The organism is Brevundimonas vesicularis (assembly GCF_032067225.1).
Lineage (GTDB): Bacteria > Pseudomonadota > Alphaproteobacteria > Caulobacterales > Caulobacteraceae > Brevundimonas > Brevundimonas vesicularis_F.
The window spans coordinates 32,077-47,828 of sequence record NZ_DAMBJX010000023.1; the positions used below are offsets into that span (position 1 = coordinate 32,077).

Sequence of the window (15,752 nt, forward strand, 5' to 3'; positions counted from 1 at the left end):
CATCATCCTGCACGAAGATACCCACGACGATGCGGCCGTTCGCTGTGAGTTGGCGGCGCGGCTGTCGCTGGCGTCGGGTGCGCGGGGCATGGCGGGTGGTCAGATGATCGATCTGCTGGGCGTGCGCGACGACTTGGGCGGCGTGGCGCGAATGCAGCGACTGAAAACCGGCGCCCTGTTCGCCTACGCCTTCGAAATCCCGCTGATCATCGCCGACGCCTCGGCCCAACATCGCCACGCTCTGATTAGCTTCGCCCACGATGTCGGCCTGGCCTATCAGATCGTCGACGACCTGCTGGACGCTGAAGGCTCGGCCGAGGAGATGGGCAAGGCGGCGGGCGGCAAGGATGCAGCGCTGGGCAAGACCAATTTCGTCACCCTGTTGGGTCTGGAGGCGGCGCGGCAAAGGGTCGCGCACCTCGCAAATCAGGCCCGGTCGCATCTGGAGCCGTTTGGCGACGAGGCCGAAATCCTCAGGGCCAGCGTGGACTTTGTGCTAAAGCGCCGGTCCTGATACGAAACGTTGAAACGACCTGCGGGTTGATCGACCAGACTTTCCAAGGTTTTCCGGCTGATGCCCGACACCCCGCTACTCGACACCGTCAAGACGCCCGCCGACACGCGGGACTTCGATATCGCCCAGTTGAAACAGCTGGCGCAGGAGGTGCGGGCCGAAACGATCGACGCCGTGTCCGTCACCGGCGGCCATCTGGGTGCGGGTCTGGGTGTGGTCGAACTGACTACGGCGCTGCACCATGTGTTCGAGACGCCTAAGGACATCCTGATCTGGGACGTCGGGCATCAGTGCTATCCGCACAAGATCCTGACCGGGCGGCGCGACCGCATCCGCACCCTGCGCCAGGGCGGCGGCCTGTCGGGCTTCACCAAGCGCAGCGAGAGCGAATACGATCCGTTCGGCGCCGCCCACGCCTCGACCTCCATCAGCGCCGCCCTGGGCTTCGCCGCCGCGCGCGACCAGAAGGGCGAGAAGAACCGCGTCGTGGCCGTCATCGGCGACGGCTCCATGTCCGCCGGCATGGCCTATGAGGCGATGAACAACGCCGCCGAGGCGACCAGCGGCCAGCTGATGGTCATCCTGAACGACAACGACATGTCGATCGCGCCGCCGGTTGGCGGGATGAGCGCCTATCTGGCCGGCCTGGTGTCGGGCGGCGCCTATCAGAACGTCCGCCGCCTGGGCAAGACGGTGGCCCAGCACCTGCCGCGCCCCTTCCGCAAGGCGGCCAAGAAGGCCGAGGAGTATGCCCGCGGCATGGTCACCGGCGGCACCTTCTTCGAGGAGTTGGGCTTCTATTATGTCGGCCCGATCGACGGCCACGACATGGACAATCTGGTGCCGATCTTGAAGAAGGCGGCCGCCATCGAGGACCGTCCGGTGCTGGTCCACGTCGTGACGCAGAAGGGCAAGGGCTACGCCCCCGCCGAAAGCAGCGCCGACAAACTCCATGCGGTCGTCAAGTTCGACGTGGTCTCAGGCAAGCAGGCCAAGGCCATCTCCAACGCCCCCAGCTACACCAAGGTGTTCGGAACCGAGCTGATCAAACACGCCAAGGTCGATCCGTCCATCGTGGCGATCACGGCGGCCATGCCGTCGGGCACGGGTCTGGACTTGTTCGGTCAGGCCTTCCCCGAGCGAACCTATGACGTCGGCATCGCTGAACAACACGCGGTCACCTTCGCGGCCGGTCTGGCAGCGGACGGAATGAAGCCGGTCTGCGCGATCTATTCGACCTTCCTTCAGCGCGGTTACGACCAGGTGGTCCACGACGTGGCGATCCAGTCGCTGCCGGTGCGTTTCGCCATGGACCGGGCAGGTCTGGTGGGATCGGACGGGGCGACCCATGCCGGATCATTCGACATCGGCTTCATGGGCGCGCTGCCTGGCATGGTGCTGATGGCGGCGGCGGATGAGGCCGAACTGGCGGCGATGATCTCGACCTCGCTGGCCATCGACGACAGGCCCAGCGCCTTCCGATATCCGCGCGGCGACGGCGTGGGCGTGGAGATCCCGGAACTCGCTGCGCCGCTTGAGATCGGCAAGGGCCGGATCGTGCGCGAGGGGACTTCGGTCGCCATCCTTAGCCTGGGCACCCGTCTGCAGGAATCGCTGAAGGCGGCGGATATGTTGGCGGCCAAGGGCGTGTCGGCGACGGTGGCCGACGCCCGGTTCGCCAAGCCGCTGGACGCCGATCTGATCCTGCGTCTGGCGCGCGAGCACGAAGCCCTGATTACGGTTGAAGAAGGCGCCATGGGCGGCTTCGGCGCCTTCGTGCTGCAACTGCTGGCCGAAAAGGGCGCGCTGGATGGCGGACTCAAGATCCGCACCCTGAACCTGCCCGACGTCTTCCAAGACCAGGATGCGCCGATGGCCATGTACGCCCAGGCCGGCCTGAATGCCGAACACATCACAGCCGCCGCGCTCCAGGCCTTGGGCGTGTCGGTTAGCCAGGCGGCTAGAGCGTAGATCAGGCCCGGTCGCGAATTCGCATCGCCCCGCGCTCGCCGGTCTCCACCTCGAACCGGCCGGTGGCGCGGATCAGGTCCGACAGCTTGGCGTAACCGTAGGTGCGTTGGTCGAAGTCGGGATGGGCGTTTCGCAGCCGATTGCCGATACCGCCCACTGCGACCCATCCGTCGCCGTCCTCGTCCATATCGGCGATGATGGCCGCGATCAGACGCGCGGCCTCGGACGGTTTGCGCTTGGTCGCCTGCGCTTCAGCGACGGGCGACTTGGCGCCGGCGTCGACCGGAACTGGTGCAATCAGGTTCTCGGTATAGATGAAGCGGGTGCAGGCCTGACGGAAGCTTTCGGGCGTCTTCTGCTCGCCGAACCCGTAGACGTCGACGCCTTCCTCGCGGATGCGCGCCGCCAGTCGGGTGAAATCGGCGTCGGACGACACCAGGCAGAAGCCGTCAAACCTACCGGAATGCAGAAGGTCCATCGCATCGATGACCAAGGCGATGTCGCCCGAGTTCTTGCCTTTTGTGTTGGCGAAATTCTGCTGCGGCTGGATGGCGAAACGCGCCAAGACCCGCGTCCAGCCGGCGATCTGCGGGCTGGCGAAGTCGCCGTAGATCCGTCGTGCCGAGGCCTCGCCCAAGGTGGCGATTTCGCTGAAGAGCGCCTCTGCGATGCGAGCGGAAGCATTCTCCGCATCGATCAGGACCGCGAGGCGAGGGGCCTTGTCGTCAGCCATGGCGGATGTCCTTTTCCTGCGCCGCCAATATGCGGTGCAACGAACCCTACAACTGACCCATCGTATTGTCGTGATCCACGGCCTGTTTCTTCAGCCAGCCGACAAAAGCCGTCGCGCTGGGCGAGGGCGGCCGGTCGCGGGGCTGGACGACGTAATAGGCGAAGCCGACCGCCTCGGACCCGTCAGGGAAGGGCGCGACCAGTCGCCCTGACGCCAGGTCGGCCTGGGCCAGGGTGCGTTTGGCCAGGGCCACGCCGCGCCCCGATATGGCGGCCTCGATCAACAGACCCGATTGGTTGAAACGCGAGCCTCGACGCGGGTCGGGGTGACGAATGCCGCGCGCCTTCAACCACATGGCCCAGTCCGGTCGGCTGGGATCGCCATCGTTGGACATGTCGTGCAGCAGGGTGTGTCCGATCAGGTCGGCGGGTTTGCGGATCGGCTTGTCCCCATCCATCAGCGATGGGGCGCAGACCGGCAGCACCGTCTCGGTCATCAGCCGATCGACAGTCAGGCCGGGATAGTCGCCGGGACCGTAGCGCACCGCCAGGTCGACCTTGCCCTCGCTGAGGTCCGCCGGCTCCATGTCGGCCGAGATCCACAGTTCGATCTCTGGATGGGCGGTGTGGAAGTCATCCATGCGCGGCATCAACCATTTGGAGGCGAAGCCGGGCGCCACGCTGATCGACACCTGTTTGCGGCGCGGCGGCTCGCGCAACAGGGCCGAGGCGTCCATCAGCCGCTCGAACCCCTCGCGCAGCAGCGGCACGGACGAGCGGCCCAGGTCGGTCAGTTGCAAGCCCCGCGCCTCGCGCACGAACAGCGGCCCGCCGACGATGTCTTCCAGGAGGCGGATTTGCTGGCTGACCGCGCCCGGCGTCACCGACAGTTCGTCGGCGGCGCGCGAGAAGTTCAGGTGACGCGCAGCGGCCTCGAAGGCGCGCAGGGCGTTGAGCGGGAGCAGGGTACGGGCCATCGCGGATAGAAATCCTATCAGCGAGACAAAGGCAATCTGGTTTGCGGGTCTGGACGGGGAAGACGAAGGTTCGCGCCCTGCCGTCGTCCCTGTTTCCTCTCCCGACGGCCCAGAAAGCAAGACGATGCGTGTATTCCTCGCCTCCATTCCGCTGGAGGCCGCAAAGATCGTGATCATCGGCGGCGGCGAGCCGGCGCTGGCCAAGCTGCGACTGTTCCTGAACACGCCGGCCGAGGTGGTGTGGTTCGCGCCCGACGGCGCGCCCCCCAAGATCGAGACGCCGTTGACGGCGCCGGAGCCGGTGCTGCGTTCGCCAGAGGCTGAAGATCTGGCGGGCGCAAGGCTGGTGTTCATGGCGCTGGACGATGCGGATGAACTGACGCGGCTGGGCCATCTCGCGCGGGCGGCGGGGGCTCAGGTCAATGTGGTGGACAAGCCGCATCTGAGCGACTTCCAGACCCCGGCTCTGATCGATCGCGACGAGGTCGTGATCGGCGTGGCGACCGGTGGTTCGGCGCCCATTCTGGCGCGGGACATCCGCACAGCCATCGAGGGCGTGCTGCCCGCCGGACTGGCGAATGTGGCGCGGCTGGCCCGCGAGTTGCGCGACACGGTCAAGGCCAGCGTGCCGGACTTCATGGCGCGTCGCCGGTTCTGGGAAAGGGCTTTCCGGGGACCGGCCGCGACGCTGGCGGCGGAAGGTCGGACGGCCGAGGCGCGGCGTGAAATGCTGCGCCTGTTGAACTCGGCCGCACCCGAACAGGGCGTGGTCCATATCGTCGGCGCCGGGCCGGGCGATCCTGAACTGCTGACCCTGAAGGCGCTGCGGGTGTTGCAGGACGCCGACGTCATCATCCACGATAGACTGGTGCCCGAGGCGGTGCTGGAGCGGGCGCGGCGCGACGCCAAGCGGCTGTACGTGGGTAAGGCGCGCGGCGAACATTCGGTGCCGCAGGATCAGATCGAGGCCCTGATGATCGCGGAGGCGCGCGCCGGTCATCGGGTAGTCCGACTGAAGGGCGGCGATCCCTTCGTCTTCGGGCGCGGCGGCGAGGAACTGGACGCGATGCGGGCGGCCGGAGTCCCAGTCTTCGTCGTGCCGGGCGTGACGGCGGCGCTGGCCTGCGCGGCCTTGGCGGGCATCCCCCTGACCCATCGCGATCACGCCCAGGCGGTCACCTTCGTGACGGCCCAGGCCAAGCCAGGCGGCGTCGAGGCCGACTGGACGCGACTGGCCAGCCCCAACCACACCTTGGCCATCTACATGGGGTCGGACCGTGCCGAGGAGACGGCTGCGCGCCTGATCGCGGCGGGGCGTTCGCCCTCGACGCCCGTCGCCATTGTCGAGAACGGCAGCCGCCCGGACGAGCGGGTTCTGACCGGGCGACTGGATGGGCTGGGCGCCTTGGTGCGCGGCGCCGACCTGACCGGCCCGGCCCTGCTGTTCATCGGCGAAACGGCGGCGTTGTCGGCAGCTCAACTGGATGTTCGAGCGGAGGTCGCGGCGTGAAGATCGTCACCGCAAACCGCCTGTCGGACGGTCGCGTCATCTATGCAGGCGTCGACAACCAGCCGGTCGAGCACATTGATCAGGCTTTGGTGCTGGACGATACGGCGGCCGAGGTCGTGCTGGCTGATGTCGCTGGGCGTCCGGACGTCTTTGTGAATCCCTACCTGTTCGAGGTTCAGAACCGCACGCCCTCGGGCCGCGACCGGCTGAAGGAACGCATCCGCTCGGCCGGGCCGACCGTGGGTCACACCGTCGTCGGAGGCGTGGGCTGATGTATCGCTATGACGAATTCGACCATGCCCTGGTGCGCGAACGGGTTGAGGAATTTTCGGACCAAGTGACGCGCCGCGCATCCGGCGCCCTGACCGAAGACGAGTTCAAGCCGCTGCGGCTGATGAACGGCGTCTATCTGCAACTTCACGCCTATATGCTGCGCGTCGCCATTCCCTATGGCGTGATGAGCAGCCGTCAGATGCGCCGATTGGCCCATATCGCCCGGACCTATGACAAGGGCTACGGCCACTTCACCACCCGCTGCAACATCCAGTACAACTGGCCGGCCCTGACCGACCTGCCGGCGATCCTGAGCGATCTGGCCGATGTCGAGATGCACGCCATCCAGACCTCGGGCAACTGCATCCGTAACACCACGACAGACGTCTTCGCCGGCGCCGCCGACGACGAGATCGAGGATCCGCGTCCCTGGTGCGAGATCATCCGCCAGTGGTCGACGATCCACCCGGAATTCAGCTTCCTGCCGCGCAAATTCAAGATCGCGGTGATCGGCGCGGAGAAAGATCGGGCGGCGATCCGCACCCACGACGTCGGCCTGCAGATCGTGAAGGGCGAAGACGGTGGAACGGCCTTCCGCGTCTTCGTCGGCGGCGGGCAGGGGCGTCTGCCGCATATCGGTCAGGAGATCGCCCCGGCGGTCCCGGCGGCGGACCTTCTGGCCTATCTGACCGCCATTCTACGGGCTTGGAACCTGCTGGGTGGGCGTGACAACATCCACAAGGCGCGGATCAAGATCCTGGTCGCCTCGCTGGGGATCGAGGCCTTCCGCGAGGAGGTGGACAAACACTACGCCACCCTGCGCCACGAGGATCTGCGCATCCCCGACGACGAGGCCGCGCGCATTCAAGCCTATTTCGCCCCTCCGCCGTTCGAGGATCTGCCCAAGGTCAGCGGCCCGTTTGACCGCACCCTACTGGCCGATCCCGACTTCGCCCGGTTCGCCCGCAACAACGTCCGCCGTCATCGTCAGTCTGGCTACGCCTCGGTGGTGGTGTCGCTGAAGCCGGTCGGGGGCGTGCCCGGCGACATCATGGCTGACCAGATGGACGCGGTGGCGGATTTGGGCGAGCGCTATTCGTTCGACGAACTGCGCGCCGCCTATGAGCAGAACCTGGTCCTGCCACATGTGAAGCTGGACGACGTGCCGACTCTGTGGCGAGCGCTGCGAGAGGCGGGGCTGGCGACGGCCAACGCCGATCTGGCGACCGACGTGATCGCCTGCCCGGGCCTGGACTATTGCAGCCTGGCCAACGCCCGGTCGATCCCGGTGGCCCAGGCCCTGTCGAAGCGGCTGGCGGACATGGACTATCAGGAGAAGCTGGGACCGGTCCGCATCAATATGAGCGGCTGCATCAACGCCTGCGGCCATCACCACGTCGGGCACATCGGCGTGCTGGGCGTCGATCGCAAAGGCGAGGAATACTATCAGATCACCGTCGGCGGCTCGCCCGACGAACAGGCGGCCTTGGGCGACATCGTCGGCAAGAGCCTGCCGGCCGATGACGTTGCGCCTGCGATCCAGCGGACCCTGGACCGCTATCTGCAAATCCGCACGGACGGCGAGCGGTTCATCGACACGGTGCGCCGCGTCGGACCCGATCCCTTCCGCGACGCCATCTATGAGACGCTCGATGCAACGGCTTGAGGGCATACAGAACGGGCTGCGCCTTTCGGTGACGACCCCACTGGAGGAGGTTGAGCTGGCCGCCGCAAGCGAAGACACGCTGGTGCTGGAGTTCGACGCCTTCCGCGATGGACGAGGCTTTTCGCTGGCGGCGGTGCTGCGAGAGCGCGGTTATGCAGGGCGTCTGATCGCGGCGGGCAAGGTGCTGCCGGATCAGGCGGGGCATCTGCGGCGTTCGGGCTTTGACGCGGTCGAACTGGCCGAGGGCGCGGATCTGGCGGCCTGGGACCGGATGGACCGGGCGTTCAGCGCCGCCTATCAGCCCGCCGTCGATCCTGCACCGACGATCTGGCAGCAGCGGCGTGCGGCGTCCAACGACCGCGATCTGGACGCTTTGGCCGATCGTCTGAACCGCGAGATGGCGGGCAAGGGCGCGTCCGAAATCCTGAAGGCGGCGTTGGACCCGGCGCTGGGCCTGAGGGTCGGCGCTATCTCGTCGTTCGGGGCCGAGTCCGCCGCCTTGCTGGATATCATCGCCGGCGAGGACAAGACCATGCCGGTGGTCTTTCTGGAGACGGGGCAGCATTTCCTCCAGACCCTGTCCTATCGCACGCAACTGACCAAGGCGCTGGGCCTGACTGATGTGCGGCTGGTCACGCCGGATGCGGGCGAGAAGGCTGCGCTGGATGCGCGCGACGACCTGTGGAAGACCGACGCCGACGCGTGCTGCGACCTGCGAAAAGTGCGGCCGCTGGCGCGGGCGACCGCCGGGTTCAATGCGCTCATCACCGGGCGCAAACGCTATCAGGCCGCGACGCGGGCAAAGCTGAAGCCGTTCGAGGTGTTGGACGGGGTGCTGCGGATCAATCCCCTGGCGAACTGGGACGCCGACGACGTGGAAGCCTGGCTGGAGGAGAACGATCTGCCGCGCCATCCGCTGGTCGAGCAGGGCTATGCCTCCATCGGATGCTGGCCCTGCACCCGCGCGGTTCAGGACGGCGAAGACGCGCGCGCCGGACGTTGGTCGGGCATAGACAAGGTCGAGTGCGGCATCCACTTAGAGCATGATCGTTTCGGGCGAAACCGCTTCGCGGTTTCGGCTGGAGCGTGAATCATGCTCTCGCTTTAATCTGGAGCCTGATTCACGGCATCGAGGAAATCGCGAAGCGATTTCCCTCTCAACCGATCAGGCTCTAGGGCAACGCCAGGCCGCCGCCTGATCCGCCCTGTCCTCGACCTTCGCCTGAAAGCCTGACCTTGTCCGCTACGTCATCCGTCATCGACCTGATCGGCAATACGCCGCTGGTGCGCCTGAACCGCCTGTCCGACGCGACGGGCTGCGAAATCCTGGGCAAGGCCGAGTTTCTGAATCCCGGCGGCTCGATCAAGGATCGCGCGGCCCTGTCGATCGTGCAGGGCGCGCGGGCGTCCGGCGCGCTGAAGCCCGGCGGGACGATCGTGGAGGGCACGGCCGGCAACACCGGCATCGGCCTGGCCCTGGTCGGCGCCGCCTTGGGGCATCCGGTCGTCATCGTCATTCCCCGCACCCAGTCCGAAGAGAAGAAGTCCGCCATCCGTTCGCTGGGCGCGCGCCTGGTCGAGGTGGACGCCGCGCCCTTTTCCAGCCCGAACCACTTCGTCCACTATTCCGGGCGTCTGGCCGCCGAGCTGAACGACAGCGAAGAGGCCGGCGCCATCTGGGCCAATCAGTTCGACAACACCGCCAATCGCGAGGCCCACTACAACACGACCGGCCCCGAAATCTGGACGCAGACAAACGGTCAGGTCGACGCCTTCGTCTCGGCCGTCGGCTCGGGCGGGACTATCGCCGGCGTCGGCGCCTATCTGCGCGAACAGAAGCCGGATGTGACCATCGCCCTGGCCGATCCAGCGGGCGCGGCCATGTTCAACTGGTTCACCAAGGGCGAGATGACGGGCGAGGGATCGTCGATCACCGAGGGGATCGGCGTGGCCCGCATCACCGGCAATCTGGAAGGCTTCAAACCCGACTACGCCTATCGGATCGAGGACGCGGAGTTTCTGCCGATCCTGTTCGACCTGGTGAAGCACGAAGGCCTGTCGCTGGGCGGATCGGCGGGGGTGAACATCGCCGGCGCGGTGCGGCTGGCGCGCGAGCTTGGCCCCGGCAAGACCATCGTCACCTGCCTGTGTGATCCCGGCTCGCGCTATGCGTCCAAGCTGTTCAACCCGGAATTTCTGCGGTCGAAAGGTTTGCCGGAGCCGGATTGGGCGTAGGCCGCACAGCCTATTTCGCCTTCTGCTCCGCGATCCAGGCGTCCATCTGCTGATCCAGCAGCGCCAGCGGCAGCGGGCCCTCGACCAGCAGGGCGTCGTGGAAAGTGCGGATGTTGAACTTCGGCCCCAACTCCCGCTCGGCCCGCGCCCGGATCTCGCGCAGGCGGATTTCGCCGATCTTGTAGGCCGTGGCCTGACCGGGCCAGCCGATGTAGCGTTGAAGTTCGGTCTCGATATTGTGCGGCGCGAGCGCCGAGTTGTCGCGGAAACAGGCGCGGGCCTGTTCCTCGGTCCAGCCCATCCAGTGCAGGCCGGTGTCCGCGACCAGTCGGCAGGCGCGCCACATCTCATAGGACAGGCGGCCGAAACGTTCGTAGGGCGTGCGGTAGAAGCTCATCTCTTCGCCCAGATATTCAGCATACAGGCCCCAGCCCTCGGTATAGGCGCTGACATTGGCCTGACGGCGGAAATAGGGTTGGCCGGGCGCCTCCTGTTGCAAGGCGATCTGGAGGTGGTGGCCTGGCACGGCCTCATGCAGGGTCAGGGCGGGCAACTCGTACAGCGGACGCTGATCCAGCTTGGACGTGTTGACGATGTAATGGGCGGCGACGCCGTTCTGCATCGACCCGCCGTTGTAGCGGCCGGTGGTGTAGTTTTCCTCGATCTGCGGCGGCACGGGCTGCACGTCGTAGGTCAGGCGGGGCAGGGTGGCGAACAGGGGCGGCAGGCCGCCATCCGCACGCTTCGCCATCTCCGACGCCTGCTGCAACAGGGCCTCGCGGCTGGTCGCATAGAACTGAGGATCGGTGCGCAGGAAGTTCAGGAAGCCGGCGAAGTCGCCGGTCCAGCCCGACGCCTTCATCTCCACATCCATACGGGCGCGGATCCGCGCGACCTCGTCCAAGCCGATCTGGTGGATCTGGTCCGGCGTCAGGTCGGTCGTCGTGTGGCCGCGCACCAGATAGGCGTAGAGTGCCTTGCCGCCGGGCCGATTACCGATGCCCGGCTGGACCGGCGCCTTGGGCAGATAGTCGCTTTCGAGGAAGGCCAGCCAGGCCCGGCGCGCCGGAAGGATCACTTCCGAAACTGCCGCCGTCGCCTCTGCCGTCAGGCGATCCTTATCCGCTTGAGACACGGTCGAGGGCAGAGTCGACAGGGGCTTGAGCAGCGGTTCGACGTCCGGCTTGATCGCCACATCGTTTCGCGCCAGCGTCAGGGCGCTTTCGGTTACCGATTGGGCCTGGACCAGGCCGGTGTCCAGGCCGCGCCGGGCGTTGGCGGTCGTCTGGGCGTAAATTTGGCCGAAGCCCCGGATACGTTTGATATAGGCCTCGGCCTCCGCGACCGAGTTCAGGCGCGTGCTGCCGCCGACATAGAGCGCCCAGGTTCCGGGGCCGCCTTCGGAATCGAACGCCAGACGGCTGGTGTCGTAATCCAGCCCTTCCAGGCTGCGGTTGAGCGTATAGAGCAGGAAGGCGTGGTTGATGCCGCCGGCGTGGGAAAGACTTGCCGGGTCGATGGCCGTCAGCCGCCGCACGAACCCTTCCAGCGGCGCGCGCTGGGCCAGTTCAAACTCTCGCGACAGGTCAGGCACCCGGCCCATCGCCTCCACATCGCCCTCACCGCCGGCCGAGATCGGATCGACTGACCGTAGATAGGTCTCGTAGTCGGCGATGACGGCGTTCAGCGCGGCGTCTGCCGGGGCGGTTGCGACGGCGGCGGGCGGCGTCTGCGCAACGGCCGCAATCGGCGAACCAGCCGCAAGCATGGCTGCGATAGCCAGATAAGAAATCTTCATGACGCCCCTCCTGTCAGGAGAGGCACGCAAGCCGAGCTGAGCCGATGCGTCAACCGCAGACGGTGAAGAACCGCTCGATTTGCACCTTTGCGGCGGGATGGGCGGCATAGACGTGACGTTCGTCGTCAGCCCAGGCGGCGATCCAGCCCAGACGGCGGAATCTCTGGAAGACCGGATCCTTGGTCTTGGCCTGCGCCGTCAGCAGTTCGCCGTCATGCACGACGGCCGGCTCAGATGCGGCGCGATAGCGCTCGGTGTCGCCGCCGGATTCCAGATAGATTTCGCGGCCCGGCTTGTCGCTGGCGGCCGTCAGTTCAAGAGCGCTGGACCCGGCCTGACAGGCCAGCTTCAGCTTGACCTCGTCGCTGTTGGCGACGCCGTAGGCCAGCATGGCCTCCTGCCCATCGGTGTTCAGGAACCAGTCGTAACCGGGCGTGGGCGCGGGCGCCGATCCGGTCGCCGCAGAGCCGGCTGCGGGCATCGGGGCCTGGGTCGCGCAAGCCGCAAGGGCCGAGACGGCGATCAAGGCTGATATCAATCGAAGACGCATGCGTGGGTTCCTCAGCCGGCGCAGCGATCGGCGAAGCGACGCAGCTTGGCCATGTGCGGACGCTCGACGGTGATCGTGCTGGTGTCGTCGCCGACGGCGATCGTCATCCGGCCGTTCGACACGAAGGCGGAAAAGGCGGGGTGATCGACGGGGATGGCCGTCTCCAGCTTGCCGCCACGCCCGACGCGGGCCTCGCTGGTCGCCGTCGACCCGCCTGAGGTGATGCGGGCAAAGCCGGCGGACGCATCCTCGCCATAGACCGCGACCGAGACCGCGCCCGAACCCGGTAGGCATTGCAACGTGGCGCGCAGGCTGGCGGTGTCGGGGATGTCGTTGGCCAGCACCAGCGGTCCTTCGCCTTCGTAAAGACTCCAGGTCCAGCCTGCGCCGGGCGCAGTCTGTATCGCGGCCGCCATCAGGGCGGAGAGTATCAGCATCATGTGTCAGCCCCCGCCGACGACGCGCAGCGCCGCGTCGTCTTCAATGTCGCCAGACGCGGCTGTGACCGCAAGAGATCGGACGACCGCATTTCCCTTGAACGCGGTTATCCGTCAGCAGTTCAACCCGCAGGGTCGGCGCACGTCAGAACGGGCTGAAGCGTTCCGCCAGCGCCTGACCCACGGGTGGAGCCTGGACGCGGCTGACGTCGCCGCGACCGCCGTAGGAGATGCGCGCTTCGGCGATCTGGGTGTGGTTGATGGCGTTGGCCGATGAGATGTCCTCGGGGCGGACGATGCCGGCGACGGTCAGTTCGCGCACCTCGCGGTTGGTGCGCACTTCCTGCCGACCCTGGATCACCAGATTGCCGTTGGCCAGGACGTCGGTGACGACGGCGGCGATGGTCAGCGACACCTTTTCGGCGCGGGTGACCGAACCATTGCCCGATGACTTCAGATCGCCTTCCATGCCGACCATCTTCGACGGATCGAAGCCGCCGGGGAAGGCCCGGCCCAGGCTGCTTTCCAGGCCGAACAGGTTGCTGACGCCGGCGTTGATCTCGTTGGAGCGCGAGCGCTGGGTCGAATTCTGGGTCTGGGCGCGATCGTCGATGTCGATCTTGACCGTCAGGATGTCGCCGATATGACGCGCGCGCTGGTCGCCGAAGAAGGTGCGGGCGCCCGTGCGCCACAGGCTGTTGGCGCTGGCCGGCGTGGTCTCGCGCGCGGGCAGATAGGCTTGCTGCGCCGGGATCAGGGCGGCGGGATAGCCGATGGGGGCCAGTTCCGGGCCGCGCACCGTTTCGGCGACGGTCGAGCAGGCAGCGAGCGGGGCGAGGGCGGCGAGGATCAGGACGGCTTTACGCATGACTGGGATTCCCTAGCGGGCGGCGAACTGTTGGGGATTGGCGCGGGCCATGTCGGCGCCGGGGCCGGCGATGGCCTGGCCGGGACCGGAGGCGACCGCATCGATGACGCGGTTGGAGGCGGTGTTCATGATGGCGACCGGCTCGCCCAGACCGGCGCTGCGCATGGCCTTGCCCATGACGGCCAGGTTCACGCCGCCGACCTGATAGGTGACACGCACCATATCGTTGCGGGCGATGACCTGCGGCGCGGCGCCGGGGCGATAAGCAGCGCGGGCGGTGGGCTGGACGGCCAGGGCGGCGTCCGCCGGCGCGGCCTCGGTCACGGTCTGAACCGGTCCGGCCGAACGGCGCACGGCGACGCGGCGCAGGCCGTTCGGATTGCTCCAGTCCAGGCCCGCCTGACGCGCTTGGGCCTGAAGTTGACCGGCGTCCAGCACGACCGAGGGACCGACGCGTTCGGCGACGGCGACATTGGCCGCAGCGCCCGCGCCCTCGAAGATATCGCCCAGGGTGACGCGGCCGTCGTCGTCCACCGGGTTGGCGCGCAGCACGACCGGATTGGCGAGGGCGGCGCCGGCGAAGGCGCTGACGGCGGCGGCGAGCAGCAGGGAACGGATCAGGGTCATGGCCCTAGCCCTTCACTTGCGAGGCGACGGACAGCATCTGGTCGGCGGTGCTGATGACCTTGGAGTTCATCTCATAGGCGCGCTGCGCCACGATCAGGGCGCTGATCTCAGCCACCGCGTCCACGTTCGACGCCTCGGTGTAGTTCTGCATGATCTGGCCATAACCCGCGTCGCCGGGCGTGCCTACGATCGCCGGCCCGGACGCGGCGGTCTCCAGCAGCAGGTTGTCACCGATGGCTTCCAGTCCGGCCTCGTTGAAGAAGCTGGCCAGTTCGATCTGCCCGACCGTGGTCGGGGCGGGCTGTCCAGCCTGGGTCACCTGCACCAGGCCGGTCTTGGAGATCGACACCTTGGTCGCGTCCTGCGGAATGGTGATCGCCGGCTCCAGCAGATAGCCGTCGTCGGTCACCATCTGGCCTTCTGGATTGACCTGCAGATTGCCAGCGCGGGTGTAGGCCTTTTCGCCGGAAGGCAGGCTGATCTGGAAATAGCCCTTGCCGTCGATGGCCATGTCGTAAGGGTTGCCGGTCATCTGCGGCGTGCCCTGTTCGGTGACGCGGTAGACGGCCCCCGCCTTGACGCCCGCGCCGATCTGGATGCCGGTTGGAACCACGGTGCCGGAGGCCGAGGACTGGGCCCCCATGCGTTCGACGTTCTGATACAGCAGGTCCTGGAACTCGGCGCGCTGCTTCTTGAAGCCCACCGTGTTCATGTTGGCGATGTTGTTGGAGATGACCTCCACGTTCAGCTGCTGGGCGGCCATGCCCGAGGCTGCAGTGCGAAGTGCGCGCATCTTGAGGGGCTCCCTTAAGCGGCCTTGCCGAGGCGCTCGACGGCGCGACGGCTCAGGTCGTTGGTGTTGTCGATCATGCGCGATACGCTCTCATAGGCGCGGCTGATCTCGACGAGATTGGTGATTTCGATCAACGGATTGACGTTGGAAGACTCCAGCGAGCCCTGATGAACCCGGGCGTCGGCGGCCTCGATCGGCTGGGCGTTGGACTTATTGCGGTAGAGGCTGTCGCCGCCCTTTTCGAGCACGCCCAGCGTATCGAAGCGCACGACCGACAGCCGGCCGGTGACCTGTCCGTTCTGTGTGATCGTGCCGTCGGCGCCCACGCTGGGCGAGCCGAGCGCGGGGTCCAGCACGATCTCCGCGCCGCCGCCAAGGACGGCCTGACCCTGTTTGGTGGTCAGACGCCCTTCCGGATCCAAGGTGAAGGCGCCGTCGCGGGTGTAGGCTTCGCCGTTGGCGCCGTCACGCACGGTGAAGAAGGCGCCCTCGCCGGAAATGGCGAAGTCCAGCGAGCGGCCGGTCTGCTGCATCGAACCCTGGCCGAAGTCGCGGCCGACGCCGTTGTCCAGCACGAAGCTGGCCGACGGGCGGATCGAGTCGTTGCGCGCCCGCTGCCCGATCTCGGTCCCCAGCATCAGCTGCTCGACCTTGAAGCCGGTGGTGTTGGCGTTGGCGACGTTGTTGGCCACGAGGTCCAGTTCGCGACGCAGCGTCATCTGGCGTGACAATCCGATATAGGCGGCGTTTTCCACGAGAGTCGTGCTCCTTCGCCTCAGCCCTCGCAACGGCCGTGCCAAC

General features: G+C 66.9%; 16 protein-coding genes. 7 read left to right on the forward strand and 9 right to left on the reverse strand.

Going from position 1 to position 15,752, the window contains the following annotated elements; all coding sequences use genetic code 11:
* Together RT123_RS07900 and dxs are read left to right on the forward strand one after the other, a co-directional pair.
* Positions 1 to 514, forward strand: a 514-nt coding sequence (locus RT123_RS07900; protein ID WP_313008636.1) for a polyprenyl synthetase family protein, incomplete at its 5' end; no start/stop codon positions are given.
* 57 nt (positions 515 to 571) lie between these two features.
* Positions 572 to 2,485 (forward strand): 1-deoxy-D-xylulose-5-phosphate synthase, encoded by a 1,914-nt coding sequence (gene dxs / locus RT123_RS07905; RefSeq protein WP_091748279.1) that lies wholly within the window; start codon positions 572 to 574, stop codon positions 2,483 to 2,485.
* Between the two features lies 1 nt (position 2,486).
* Here the strand turns inward: dxs and RT123_RS07910 are convergent, their stop codons facing one another.
* Positions 2,487 to 3,218, reverse strand: a complete 732-nt coding sequence (locus tag RT123_RS07910; RefSeq protein ID WP_313008637.1) for an NYN domain-containing protein — start codon at positions 3,216 to 3,218, stop codon at positions 2,487 to 2,489.
* A gap of 46 nt (positions 3,219 to 3,264) precedes the next feature.
* The gene (gene gcvA, locus RT123_RS07915; RefSeq protein ID WP_313008638.1) at positions 3,265 to 4,194 is read right to left on the reverse strand and encodes a transcriptional regulator GcvA; all 930 of its coding nucleotides are present in this window, start codon (positions 4,192 to 4,194) and stop codon (positions 3,265 to 3,267) included.
* 124 nt (positions 4,195 to 4,318) lie between these two features.
* On the opposite strand from gcvA, the gene cysG reads away from it, so the two are divergent.
* The 5 genes from cysG to RT123_RS07940 all read left to right on the forward strand — a co-directional run bounded on the left by cysG (position 4,319) and on the right by RT123_RS07940 (position 9,878).
* Entirely contained in the window at positions 4,319 to 5,704 is a 1,386-nt protein-coding gene (gene cysG, locus RT123_RS07920; RefSeq protein WP_313008639.1) for a siroheme synthase CysG, read from the forward strand.
* Positions 5,701 to 5,976 carry a DUF2849 domain-containing protein gene (locus tag RT123_RS07925; protein ID WP_313008640.1) on the forward strand — a complete coding sequence of 92 codons (276 nt, stop codon included), beginning with the start codon at positions 5,701 to 5,703 and terminating at the stop codon, positions 5,974 to 5,976. Before cysG ends, RT123_RS07925 begins: the two co-directional genes overlap by 4 nt.
* Positions 5,976 to 7,643: a nitrite/sulfite reductase gene (locus RT123_RS07930; RefSeq protein WP_313008641.1), complete on the forward strand. Its 1,668-nt coding sequence runs from the start codon at positions 5,976 to 5,978 to the stop codon at positions 7,641 to 7,643. Before RT123_RS07925 ends, RT123_RS07930 begins: the two co-directional genes overlap by 1 nt.
* Positions 7,630 to 8,733: a phosphoadenylyl-sulfate reductase gene (locus RT123_RS07935; protein WP_313008642.1), complete on the forward strand. Its 1,104-nt coding sequence runs from the start codon at positions 7,630 to 7,632 to the stop codon at positions 8,731 to 8,733. Before RT123_RS07930 ends, RT123_RS07935 begins: the two co-directional genes overlap by 14 nt.
* 146 nt (positions 8,734 to 8,879) lie before the next feature.
* Entirely contained in the window at positions 8,880 to 9,878 is a 999-nt protein-coding gene (locus RT123_RS07940) for a cysteine synthase A (RefSeq protein ID WP_165115735.1), read from the forward strand.
* Positions 9,879 to 9,888: 10 nt separating this feature from the next.
* Here the strand turns inward: RT123_RS07940 and RT123_RS07945 are convergent, their stop codons facing one another.
* The 7 genes from RT123_RS07945 to flgF form a co-directional block, all read right to left on the reverse strand.
* Positions 9,889 to 11,676, reverse strand: coding sequence for a DUF885 family protein (locus RT123_RS07945; protein WP_313008643.1), 1,788 nt, complete (start codon positions 11,674 to 11,676; stop codon positions 9,889 to 9,891).
* A 49-nt stretch (positions 11,677 to 11,725) separates the two neighbouring features.
* A complete protein-coding gene (locus RT123_RS07950) occupies positions 11,726 to 12,226 on the reverse strand; it encodes a hypothetical protein (protein WP_313008644.1) in 501 nt (166 codons plus the stop codon).
* An 11-nt stretch (positions 12,227 to 12,237) separates the two neighbouring features.
* On the reverse strand, positions 12,238 to 12,666 hold the full coding sequence (locus tag RT123_RS07955) for a hypothetical protein (protein WP_313008645.1): 429 nt from the start codon (positions 12,664 to 12,666) through the stop codon (positions 12,238 to 12,240).
* A 142-nt stretch (positions 12,667 to 12,808) separates the two neighbouring features.
* A complete protein-coding gene (flgH, locus tag RT123_RS07960) occupies positions 12,809 to 13,531 on the reverse strand; it encodes a flagellar basal body L-ring protein FlgH (RefSeq protein WP_045810385.1) in 723 nt (240 codons plus the stop codon).
* 12 nt (positions 13,532 to 13,543) lie between these two features.
* Positions 13,544 to 14,158: a flagella basal body P-ring formation protein FlgA gene (locus tag RT123_RS07965; RefSeq protein ID WP_295240860.1), complete on the reverse strand. Its 615-nt coding sequence runs from the start codon at positions 14,156 to 14,158 to the stop codon at positions 13,544 to 13,546.
* A 4-nt stretch (positions 14,159 to 14,162) separates the two neighbouring features.
* Entirely contained in the window at positions 14,163 to 14,951 is a 789-nt protein-coding gene (gene flgG / locus RT123_RS07970; RefSeq protein WP_039246952.1) for a flagellar basal-body rod protein FlgG, read from the reverse strand.
* A 14-nt stretch (positions 14,952 to 14,965) separates the two neighbouring features.
* Complete coding sequence (gene flgF / locus RT123_RS07975; protein ID WP_313008646.1) at positions 14,966 to 15,706, reverse strand: flagellar basal-body rod protein FlgF; 741 nt, start codon at positions 15,704 to 15,706, stop codon at positions 14,966 to 14,968.
* Positions 15,707 to 15,752 lie beyond the last annotated feature (46 nt).

Excerpts from the sequence above, each read along its gene's own strand:
- RT123_RS07930 (WP_313008641.1), top strand. The coding sequence starts at position 5,976 with ATGTATCGCTATGACGAATTCGACCATGCCCTGGTGCGCGAACGGGTT.
- gcvA (WP_313008638.1), bottom strand. The coding sequence starts at position 4,194 with ATGGCCCGTACCCTGCTCCCGCTCAACGCCCTGCGCGCCTTCGAGGCC.
- RT123_RS07945 (WP_313008643.1), bottom strand. The coding sequence starts at position 11,676 with ATGAAGATTTCTTATCTGGCTATCGCAGCCATGCTTGCGGCTGGTTCG.
- flgH (WP_045810385.1), bottom strand. The coding sequence starts at position 13,531 with ATGCGTAAAGCCGTCCTGATCCTCGCCGCCCTCGCCCCGCTCGCTGCC.
- RT123_RS07965 (WP_295240860.1), bottom strand. The coding sequence starts at position 14,158 with ATGACCCTGATCCGTTCCCTGCTGCTCGCCGCCGCCGTCAGCGCCTTC.
- RT123_RS07935 (WP_313008642.1), top strand. The coding sequence starts at position 7,630 with ATGCAACGGCTTGAGGGCATACAGAACGGGCTGCGCCTTTCGGTGACG.
- cysG (WP_313008639.1), top strand. The coding sequence starts at position 4,319 with ATGCGTGTATTCCTCGCCTCCATTCCGCTGGAGGCCGCAAAGATCGTG.
- RT123_RS07950 (WP_313008644.1), bottom strand. The coding sequence starts at position 12,226 with ATGCGTCTTCGATTGATATCAGCCTTGATCGCCGTCTCGGCCCTTGCG.
- flgG (WP_039246952.1), bottom strand. The coding sequence starts at position 14,951 with ATGCGCGCACTTCGCACTGCAGCCTCGGGCATGGCCGCCCAGCAGCTG.
- RT123_RS07955 (WP_313008645.1), bottom strand. The coding sequence starts at position 12,666 with ATGATGCTGATACTCTCCGCCCTGATGGCGGCCGCGATACAGACTGCG.
- RT123_RS07910 (WP_313008637.1), bottom strand. The coding sequence starts at position 3,218 with ATGGCTGACGACAAGGCCCCTCGCCTCGCGGTCCTGATCGATGCGGAG.